Source organism: Amycolatopsis sp. SID8362 (assembly GCF_010550475.1).
In the GTDB taxonomy this organism is placed as follows: domain Bacteria; phylum Actinomycetota; class Actinomycetes; order Mycobacteriales; family Pseudonocardiaceae; genus Amycolatopsis; species Amycolatopsis eburnea.
Map to the genome: position 1 here is coordinate 1 of NZ_JAAGNB010001215.1, position 8951 is coordinate 8951.

At 71.2% G+C, this 8951-nt stretch carries 10 protein-coding genes and 1 pseudogene; 6 read left to right on the forward strand and 5 right to left on the reverse strand.

From position 1 onward, the window contains the following. Positions 1-100: 100 nt before the first annotated feature. On the reverse strand, positions 101-1267 hold the full coding sequence (locus tag G3I65_RS37535) for a cytochrome P450 (RefSeq protein ID WP_160700295.1): 1167 nt from the start codon (positions 1265-1267) through the stop codon (positions 101-103). Positions 1268-1320: 53 nt separating this feature from the next. On the opposite strand from G3I65_RS37535, the gene G3I65_RS37540 reads away from it, so the two are divergent. The 4 genes from G3I65_RS37540 (at position 1321) to G3I65_RS37555 (ending at position 4191) form a co-directional block, all read left to right on the forward strand. Beyond that, positions 1321-2202 carry a DUF5926 family protein gene (locus G3I65_RS37540; RefSeq protein ID WP_160700296.1) on the forward strand — a complete coding sequence of 294 codons (882 nt, stop codon included), beginning with the start codon at positions 1321-1323 and terminating at the stop codon, positions 2200-2202. 103 nt (positions 2203-2305) lie between these two features. Then, on the forward strand, positions 2306-2659 hold the full coding sequence (locus G3I65_RS37545) for a DUF952 domain-containing protein (RefSeq protein ID WP_163046819.1): 354 nt from the start codon (positions 2306-2308) through the stop codon (positions 2657-2659). Positions 2660-2857: 198 nt separating this feature from the next. Continuing rightward, a complete protein-coding gene (locus G3I65_RS37550) occupies positions 2858-3370 on the forward strand; it encodes a SigE family RNA polymerase sigma factor (protein ID WP_160700297.1) in 513 nt (170 codons plus the stop codon). Beyond that, complete coding sequence (locus G3I65_RS37555) at positions 3367-4191, forward strand: hypothetical protein (RefSeq protein ID WP_160700298.1); 825 nt, start codon at positions 3367-3369, stop codon at positions 4189-4191. The genes G3I65_RS37550 and G3I65_RS37555 overlap by 4 nt, the downstream gene beginning before the upstream one ends. 67 nt (positions 4192-4258) lie before the next feature. Here the strand turns inward: G3I65_RS37555 and G3I65_RS37560 are convergent, their stop codons facing one another. From G3I65_RS37560 to G3I65_RS37570, 3 genes are all read right to left on the reverse strand, one after another. Further along, positions 4259-4813: a ferritin gene (locus G3I65_RS37560; RefSeq protein ID WP_163046820.1), complete on the reverse strand. Its 555-nt coding sequence runs from the start codon at positions 4811-4813 to the stop codon at positions 4259-4261. Between the two features lie 148 nt (positions 4814-4961). Further along, a complete protein-coding gene (locus G3I65_RS37565; protein ID WP_163046821.1) occupies positions 4962-6149 on the reverse strand; it encodes an arginine deiminase in 1188 nt (395 codons plus the stop codon). A 40-nt stretch (positions 6150-6189) separates the two neighbouring features. After that, the gene (locus G3I65_RS37570; RefSeq protein WP_160700300.1) at positions 6190-7002 is read right to left on the reverse strand and encodes a CPBP family intramembrane glutamic endopeptidase; all 813 of its coding nucleotides are present in this window, start codon (positions 7000-7002) and stop codon (positions 6190-6192) included. A gap of 22 nt (positions 7003-7024) precedes the next feature. Between G3I65_RS37570 and G3I65_RS37575 the strand changes: the two genes are divergently transcribed. Then, positions 7025-7486 carry a PPOX class F420-dependent oxidoreductase gene (locus tag G3I65_RS37575; protein ID WP_160700301.1) on the forward strand — a complete coding sequence of 154 codons (462 nt, stop codon included), beginning with the start codon at positions 7025-7027 and terminating at the stop codon, positions 7484-7486. On the opposite strand, the gene G3I65_RS37580 is transcribed toward G3I65_RS37575, so the two are convergent. Continuing rightward, on the reverse strand, positions 7478-8272 hold the full coding sequence (locus tag G3I65_RS37580) for a DUF2470 domain-containing protein (RefSeq protein ID WP_160700302.1): 795 nt from the start codon (positions 8270-8272) through the stop codon (positions 7478-7480). The genes G3I65_RS37575 and G3I65_RS37580 overlap by 9 nt on opposite strands. A 155-nt stretch (positions 8273-8427) precedes the next feature. Here G3I65_RS37580 and G3I65_RS37585 point away from each other — a divergent pair. Further along, positions 8428-8951 (forward strand): annotated as a pseudogene (locus G3I65_RS37585) (hypothetical protein); the annotation flags it as partial.

Consider the following 8951-nt stretch of genomic DNA (forward strand, 5'->3'; position numbering starts at 1 on the left):
AGCCTCCAGCGCAACCGTCGTCCGCTGCCTCCGGCGTCCGCACCTCCGCCCGGCCCACCACACGCGCCCCGCCCCGCCCGGCGCCGGCCCCGCGCCGGCCTCACACCGTGACCCGCAACTCCTTCAACCCGCGAATCACGAACTCCGGCCGCCGCGGCGGAGCCTCCACCAACCGCAACCCCGGCACCTTCTCCACCAAAGCACTCAACGCAGCAGAAATCTCCACCCGAGCCAGAGGGGCCCCCACGCAATAGTGAATCCCCATCCCGAACCCCAGATGCGCATTGGGCATCCGCCCGATATCCAGCCGATCCGGCTCGTCGAACACCTCTGGATCCCGCGCCGCCGCACCCAGCAACGCGCCGATCTTCTGCCCCTCCGAAACGACATACCCGCGAATCGACACGTCCTCGGTGGCCGTCCGCTCGAACAGCTGCAGCGGGGCGTCGAACCGGATCAGCTCTTCCACGCACGAATCCAGCAAGGAAGGTGAGGCCAGCAGCCGCTCCCACTGGTCGCGGTGCGTCAGCAACGCCGTGATCCCGTTGCCGAGCACGTTCACCGTCGCTTCGTGGCCCGCCATCAGCAGCAGCACCGCGGTGGCCACCAGCTCGTCGGGCGTCAGCTCGCTGCGCAGGAGGTCGCTGATGATGTCGTCGCCGGGCGCTGCGGCGCGGGTCGAAGCCACCGACCGGACGTACGACACGAACTCGGCGGAGGCCTGCTCGGCGGCGTCGCGGTCCGACTCCGGGCGGCCGAACTCGTACATCTTCACGATGGCGTTGGACAGCTCGACCATCCGCGGCCCGTCCGAGCCGGGCACGCCGAGCAGCTCGGCGATCACCGCGACCGGCAGGGGCTGGGCGAGGTGCTCGAGCAGGTCGGCGCTGCCGTCGGCGGCGATCGCGGCGGCCAGGTTGTCGACCATGTCGGCAGCCAGCGAAGCGACCATCGGGCGCAGGCGCTGGACGTGGCCGCGGCCGAAGGCGCCCGCGATCAGGCGGCGGAGGCGGGTGTGTGCCGGGGGCTCGTTCTCGAGCAGCGAGTTGCGGTGCAGCAGGTTGAACGAGGCGAACCGCTCCAGCGGCTGGGCGTCCTGCCAGATCCGGCCCAGCCCGCGGTGGCGCAGCACCGCCGACGAAGCCGCGTGCGACACCGCGATGGCCATGCCGAGGCCTTCGTGGAAATGGACGTCGCCTTGGGCGCGGAGGGCGGCGAAGGCCGGGTACGGGTCTTCGAGGAACTCGGGATCGCGGGGGTCGAACACGTCGCGAGACTAGCCCTTCGATAGCGTTCCAGGCCGAGCCAGAGGAGGCAGCAGTGGGCAAGGGCGCGCGCAAGAAGGGTCCCAAGCAGGCGTCGGACCGCAAGCCGAAGGTGCGCGACGTCTTCGTCGGTCAGCCGTTCGAGGGGCTGGCGGCGGAGCCCGAGCTCATCGCGCTGCGCGAGTTCGTGCCGTCCGCGACGGCGAAGCTGACCCTCGCCGACGGCGGGGACGTCACGCTCGGCACGGTGCTGCCGATGGCGGCTGCCGCGTTCGTGCGGTCGGACGGGGAGCGCTACCTCGGGCTGCAAGTCCAGACCCGGTCCTCCGACATCAGCCGTGACCTCGGCCGGTCGCTGAAGTGGCTGCTCGACGCCAAGGAGGGCGACGTCCTCGGCGTGCCGGACACGACCACGCCGCCTGCCGCCGACGAGCACGCCCGGCTGCAGGACCTGCTGGCCCCGAGCGCCGAACTCGACGTCACGCTGCACACCGACTTCGCGTGGTGGCTGCCCGAGGACGCCGACGCCACCGGGGACGTCGCGGTGTCGCTCGAGCGCGCGAACGCCGCGATCATGCCCACCGAGCGGCTCGGCGCGGGTGCCTACTGGGTCCTCGCCGGCGAGAAGGCGCACCTGCGCTGGGTGCGTCCGGAGCCGGAGAACCTGCTGCTCCAGGCGCTGGCTCGGCTGTCCGCGGCCGGCGAGCTCGGGCTCGGCGAGGGCACGCGGTACGCGGGCTCGTTCCGGGCCCACGGCCTGCTGGTCCCCGTCTGGGACCTCGACCCCGAGGCCCACGCCCGCGAGTGGGCCGAGGCGAAGGACGCCCTCGGCGCCCGCCTCGAGACCGCGCTCAAGTCGCTCGACGACGAGCCGCTGAACGCCACCGAGCGGCGCGCCCGTGACGGCCTCATCGGCCGTCAGCTCACCCTGCGCTGACCGGCGCTCACGGGGTGTCCGACCACTCCGTGAGCGTTCAACCAGGGGTTTTGTGGCGCACGAGACACCGCCGCCCGACCGTGCCGGTGGGACGATTCTCGGCGTGATACTCCACATCTGCGGGGCGGCCGACTGGGCCGAAGTGGGCGAGGGCGGGGAGTACCGGCCGCCGTCGCTGGACGACGTCGGGTTCATCCACTGCTCCGACTTCGGCACGGCGCACCTGCCGGCCAACGCGCTCTACCGGGGCCGCACCGATCTGGTGCTGCTCGAGATCGACCCGGGGAAGGTCGGCGTCCCGGTCCGCTGGGAGGACGGCGAGCCGCCGCACCCGGCCGGGGTCTGGTTTCCCCACGTGTACGGCCCGCTGCCGCACGCCGCGGTCGTCGGCGTGCACGAGTTCGGCGAGGTGGACGGCGGCGGTTTCCGGCTGCCGCCCGCGCTCGCGCACCGCTGACGTGGGCAGATCGGACCGCCCGGATTCGGGTGGGAACGCAGGCAACCTGAGGGGGCTGTGATGCGTGTTGGGGGAGAAAGCGACTCGGCTTCTGGCTACCCGACCCCGATGGGAGGCGATACGGTGACCGCTGCGGCACCCGTCTTCACCGGGAGAGAGACCTGGGTGGCCAGCGCAGGCCGAGGGAGGGCCGCGACGTTGCCGGGTGAGTTCACCGACTTCGGCGACTTCGTGCAGGCCACCCTGCCGGGCCTGCTGCGGTACGGGCACGCGCTCACCGGCAACCCGCACGACGCGGCCGACCTGGTGCAGACCGTGCTGGAGAAGATCGGCTCGCGCTGGCACCACGTGCACGAGAAGACCGGTGACCCGCTGGCCTACGTCCGCCGGTCGATGGCGAACGCGCACGTCAGCCGCTGGCGCCGGACGCGCCGCGAGAACCTCGTGGCGGACCTGCCGGACACCACGCCGCACGTGCCGGCCGACCCGTTCGAGCACGAGCCGCTGTGGCGTGCGTTACGGACGCTGCCGCCGAGACAACGCGCGGTGATGGTGCTGCGTTACTACGAAGGTCTCTCGGAAGCGGAGATCGCCGGGGCCCTCGGCGTCACGCAGGGCACCGTCAAGAGCCAGGCCAGCAAGGCGATCACGTCGCTGCGGACGAAACTCAAGGCGACCGGCAACGAAGGCGAAGGGAGTGACGCGGGTTGAACATCTCCGAGGACGAGCTGGAGCAGCGCCTGCGCGCGATGTTCGCCGATGAGCGGCTGGACCTGCCGCCGCCACCGGAAGCGGGTGCGGCCATCGTCGCGGGCGCGGGACGGCGTCGTCGCCGTCGCCGGAACCTGCAGGCCGTCACCGGTGTCGCCGCGGCCGTGGTCGTCGTCTCGGCCGGGCTGACGATGGTCCGGATCCACACCGAGGACGGCACCGCGGTGATGTCCGCCGACGGCTCCGACCTCAGCGTCAAACCCCCCGAAAACCTGACGGCGGGCCGATCGCCGCAGCCGTCCGCGCCCGGGCCGACCGGGACCCAGAGCATCGAGGTTTCCGTCCCGGCGGCCACGCCGACGTCGAAGCCGCCGCGGCCGTCCTCGTCGCGCCCGCCGACGGCGCTGCCGGGCGTGTCGACCGGGCCGCTGCTGGCGGCGGACGGCTTCGGCCGGCTCAAGCTCGGCATGTCCGAAGCCGACGTCGCCGCGCAGGCCGTGACCCTCAGCGAGGCGCAGGCCGGGCCGAGCTGCACCGTCTACAAGGTGGACGGCAGCGGTGTCCCCGCCGCCGCGAGCGTCGTCATTTCGAAGGCCGTCGGGCTGGTCGTCGTGACCCCGGACGTCGTCGCGCACACGCCCGAAGGCGTCGGCGCCGGAGCCACCAAGGAGCAGGTGCTCGCCGCCTACCCCGCGGCCAAGGACGAGACCGGTGGCGTCGTCGCCCCGGCGAGCGCGGCCGCCGACTACCACTTCCTGCTCGGCGCCGCGGGAGTCGCGCAGACGAGCTTGATGAGCGTCAACCAGGACTGCGCCGGCTGATCGGCCGGACGCACGCGGAAGCCCGGGCCATCCACAGGGGGAGGGCCCGGGCTTCCGTCACCAAGTCCTAGAGTGCGCCGCCGGCCACGGGCGGCATCTGGGAGTCGGCGCCGGCGTCGCCGACCGACTCGCGGTAAAGGTGGTTTTCGACCTCGAACAGGTTGCCGTTCGCGCGCTTGACGACGTTCAGCAGCGTGCTCATCTGGGAGATCTCTTCGACCTGCTCCTTGAGGAACCATTGCGTGAACTGCTCGCCGATGTAGTCCTCTTCGGCCCGCGCCGCCTTCGTCATCGCGGAGATGTCGGCGGCGACCTCCTTCTCCTGCTCCAGCGCCAGCTCGATGAGCTCGGTGACACTCGAGAAGTCGTTGCGCACCTCGCCGGTGCCGGGGATTTCGACGTGGTGGTCGCGGTCGAGCATGTACTGCACGAGCGCCATCGCGTGGTTGCGCTCTTCGACGGACTGCTTGTAGAAGTGCTTCGCCAGCTGCGGCAGGTCCTCGGCGTCGAACCACACCGCGAGCGCGATGTACTGCTGGGACGCGTTGAACTCGTTGTGGATCTGCGCCTGCAGCAGTTCGTAGAACTTCGAGCGCGGTTCTTTCTTCTTGGTGAGGGCCATGCAGACCAGAATAGATCAAGATTGGCGGGAATGCCAATCGGGACTGGTGATCCGCCCCCTATTAGGGTTACCATTCCTAAAGAAGACGTGCCTAATTTAAGTAAGCCTTCCCTAAATTGTTGTGCGCATTTAGGGAGGCTTACTTCGTTTATCGCAACGGTTCGCGGCGGATCGGGCACGACATGCAACGCGGCCCGCCACGGCCGGAACCCAGCTCCGAGCCCGCGATCGGCAGCACCTCGATGCCGGCCGCCTCCAGGCGCTCGTTCGTCTCGACGTTCCGCTCGTAGCCCACGACGACGCCCGGGGCCAGCGCGAGCGTGTTGTTGCCGTCGTCCCACTGCTCGCGCTCGGCGGTCACCGGGTCGAGGCCGGTGTCGATGACGCGCAGCCGGTCGATCTCCATCGCTTCGGCCGCGGCCACCAGGAACGGCGCCGGCCCGGCCACCTTCACGCCGCCGTCGCCGGTCGGGCGCAGCGTGAACGCCGTCAGGGAGTCGCGTGCCAGCGGGTACATCACGACCGCGTCGGCGTCGACCATCGTGCAGACCGTGTCCAGGTGCATGGTCGCGCGGGACTGCTCGATCGGCACCGCCAGCACGGTGTGCGCGATGCCGTCGGCGAACACCGAACGGGCGAGGGACTCGGCGCCCGCCGCCGTCGTCCGCTCGCCGACGCCGATGGCCAGCACGCCCGGGGCCAGCAGCATGACGTCGCCGCCTTCGATCGGCGCGGAATGCGCGCCGTACGCGCGCGCGGCGTGCCGGAAGTGCGGGTGGTAGGCGTAGATCAGGTCCAGCACCGCGGTTTCCCGGCGGCGCGCGGGCATGGTCAGCGACGAAACCGCCACCCGGTCGGCGATCCACGCCGACGAGTCGCGGGTGAACAGCAGGTTCGGCAGCGGATCGACGGCGAAGTCGTGCGGGTGGTTCATCATCCGCACCAGCGACGCGCCCTCCGCGGACGGCAGCTCCTCGAACGTCATCCCCGCCATCAGCACCTCGGCGAGGCTGGCCGCGTCGGTGCTCGACAGGTGCGACCGCAGCGAGTCGGCCAGGTCGCCGCCGAGCCGCCGGTCGTCGACGGCCGCGTGGACGCCCGCCGCGTGGGCGCGGTCGTCCTCCAGCGCGGTGCGGAGCGCGTCGGCCAGCAGCAGAACGTCGACGCCGCGGCTGCGCAGCACTTCGGCGAACGCGTCGTGCTCGGCCTGGGCCCGGTCGACCCACGGGATCGAGTCGAACAGCAGCTGGTCGTTGTTGCGGGGCGTCAGCCTTTTGAGCTCGTTGCCGGGCCGGTGCAGCAGCACCGCGCGCAGGGGTCCGACTTCGCTGTCCACCCGGGGAGGTGTCGTTTCGTCGTTCACCACCCGATCCTATTCACGGCAGCCAGGAAACGTGACCTTTGAGCAGCGAATATCCGACGAACGACACGAAGTCGAACAGCGTGTGCGCGGCGACGAGCGGCCACAGCCGGTTCGTCTTCTGCCACAACCGGCCGAACACCAGGCCCATGACCAGGTTGCCGACGAACCCGCCGAAGCCCTGGTAGAGGTGGTACGAGCCGCGCAGCACGGCGGCGCCGAACACGGCGTTGTTCTCGCGGACGCCGAGCTGCCGCAGCCGCGTCAGCAGGTAGCCGACGACCAGGACCTCTTCGGCGAACGCGTTGCCGAACGCCGAGAGCGTCAGCGTGATCGGGCGCCACCACGTGTCGTTCAATGTGGACGGTTGCACCGCCAGGCTGAAGCCCAGGTGGTAGGAGATGAAGTAGAGCGCCAGGCCGGGGATCCCGATCAGCGCGGCGAGCCCGAGCGTCAGCAGCGCGTCGCGACCGGGGGTGCGGCGGTCCAGCCCGACCTGCGCGAGCTTGACCCCGGCGCGCCACAGGAAGTACAGCCCGAGCGCGCCCCAGCCGACCAGCTGGGCGGCCGAGAGCAGCTGCTTGAGCAGGTCGATCAGGCTCGCCGCGGCCTGGGGCACGTTGAGCTGGACCTGCTGCTGGGCCAGCGGCGTCGGCTGCAGCAGCGAGTCCACAAGGGACAGCAGGCTGCGCACGCCGGACAGGCCGAGCGTGATGCCGAAGACGATCACCAGCTCGAGCTTGATCGCGCGGCGCTCCGCCGGGTCTTCGATCGTCCCGGGGAACTCGGGGCGGGCCGGGGCCAGCCACGATCGCGCGGTGAACGTCATGTGCGCACGCTACCTTCGGGGTATGCCGAGGAGCATCGCCACCAACGAAACCGTCGACCGCGCCGCGCTGGTCGAGTTCCTGTCCACCCGCCACCGCGCGATCCTGCTGACCACGAAGGCCGACGGCGGGCCGCAGCTGTCGCCGGTCACCTGCGGGGTCGACGCCGAGGGCAGGCTGGTCATCTCGACCTACCCGAAGCGCGCCAAGATCGTGAACATCAAGCGCAACCCGAAGGTCTCGGCCTGCATCCTGTCCGACGAGTGGAACGACCAGTGGGTGCAGCTGAACGGCACCGCCGAGGTGCTGGACATCCCGGATTCGGTCGAGCCGCTCGTCGACTACTTCCGCGCCATTTCCGGCGAGCACCCCGACTGGGACGAATACCGCGAAGCCATGGTCAAGCAGGGCAAGAGCATCATCCGGATCACCATCGAGAGCTGGGGCCCGCTCGCCAAGGGCGGCTTCCCCGCCGAACTAGCCTGACGCGCCCCGCAGGAACGGGCAGCCGACGAGCCGCCGCAGCTCCGTCGCGAGCTGCGGCGGGCTGTCGACGGACTTCGAGAACGCCAGCCGGACGTCGTGGTCGCCCGCCTCGGATTCGACGCGCAGCCGCAGCCCGAACCGGTCGAGGCCGAGCGGGCGGATCCGGCCGCCGCGCAGGTCCGCCGGCAGGTGCTTCGCCAGCTGGTCGACGATGTCGGAGTGGTCGCTTTCCAGGTGCCGCAGCCACTGGGCCTCGTAGTCGTGGAACGGGTCCGGCGGCGCGGCGCTGAACATGTGCGGGCGCAGCGAGTGCGTGCCCTCGGCGTCGGCGAGCACGAGCGACGCCGGGGTGAGCCGCAGCAGCGTGACGCCGTGGCCGACGTCGAGCAGCCGCTCGTCCGGCCGCGTTTCGGCGATCGCGACCGCTCGCGCGCGGGCCGACACCGGCGAGAGCGGCCGCAGCCAGCCGGTGATCCACAGCAGCCCGCGGATCGGTTCTCGCAGCGCGACCGGCGCCTGGTCGGCGAGCTCGACCATCACGGCCAGCTCGCCGCGCTGGGTCTGCTTCGCCGCGGTGACCATCGGGTGGTCGTCGGCCAGCAGCACGCTCACGCTGCCGCTGTGGTGCACGTGGTGCAGGACCGGGACGACGCGCGCGCCGTCGAGGCCGGCGCGTTCGCAGGTGGGCAGCAAGGACGCGGGACCGTTGCGGGTCGCGATCGTCTTGGCGCGCTCGGCGGGGTTCGGCGCCGGCGGGCGGCGGATGGATGCGGGTGCCTGGGTCACGGCTCACCTCCTACTTAGGTGAGCCTAACCTGAATTCGACGGTCTGGGTAGTCACCCGGGTCACGCTCCTGTGCCGCTGAACGGAGTATCCGGTAACGCCGGTGACCGGTTCACCGAAAAGCCGGTGACCAAAGCCGACACGGTGGGGGCCCAGCGTGCAGATCGTCCCGGTTCCCGAACGCGTGCCGGCGTTCGAACTCGACCCCGCGATGCCGTCCGGGGCACTGCCGATCTTCGGCGAGTACCTCGACCGCATCGGCCGGAGCACCGCCGACCGGCGGGTGCTGTCCTGGCTGTTCCTGGTGTTCGGCGTCGCCCAGTTCTTCACCGGCGCCGGCGTCGCGCTGCCGGTGGGCACGCTCGCGCTGGCCGGCTCGGTCGAGGCGTGGTGGCTCTACCGCGCGTACGTGAGGGTGCCCGAAACGCGGCTGAAGCGGGAAGCGTTCCGGCAGGTGGACGTCACCGCACTGGTCGCGGCCGGGCGGACGGTCGGCATCCGCCTGCCGGACGGCCGCTGGCTGCGCGTCCGCCTCGACGAAGCCCACCGGCTGTTGCTGGCCGGGCACCGGCGGGTCTGGCTGCTGGGGCGCGGCCCGAAGGTCTTCGTCGGCTTCTCCGGACTGGTCCGGGTCCGCCGCGCCCGCGTCCACGAGACGCCGCCGCCGGGCGCCACGGCGGT

Coding starts and splice junctions, on each gene's coding strand:
- G3I65_RS37570 (WP_160700300.1), bottom strand. CDS start 7,002: ATGACGTTCACCGCGCGATCGTGGCTGGCCCCGGCCCGCCCCGAGTTC.
- G3I65_RS37575 (WP_160700301.1), top strand. CDS start 7,025: ATGCCGAGGAGCATCGCCACCAACGAAACCGTCGACCGCGCCGCGCTG.
- G3I65_RS37560 (WP_163046820.1), bottom strand. CDS start 4,813: ATGGCCCTCACCAAGAAGAAAGAACCGCGCTCGAAGTTCTACGAACTG.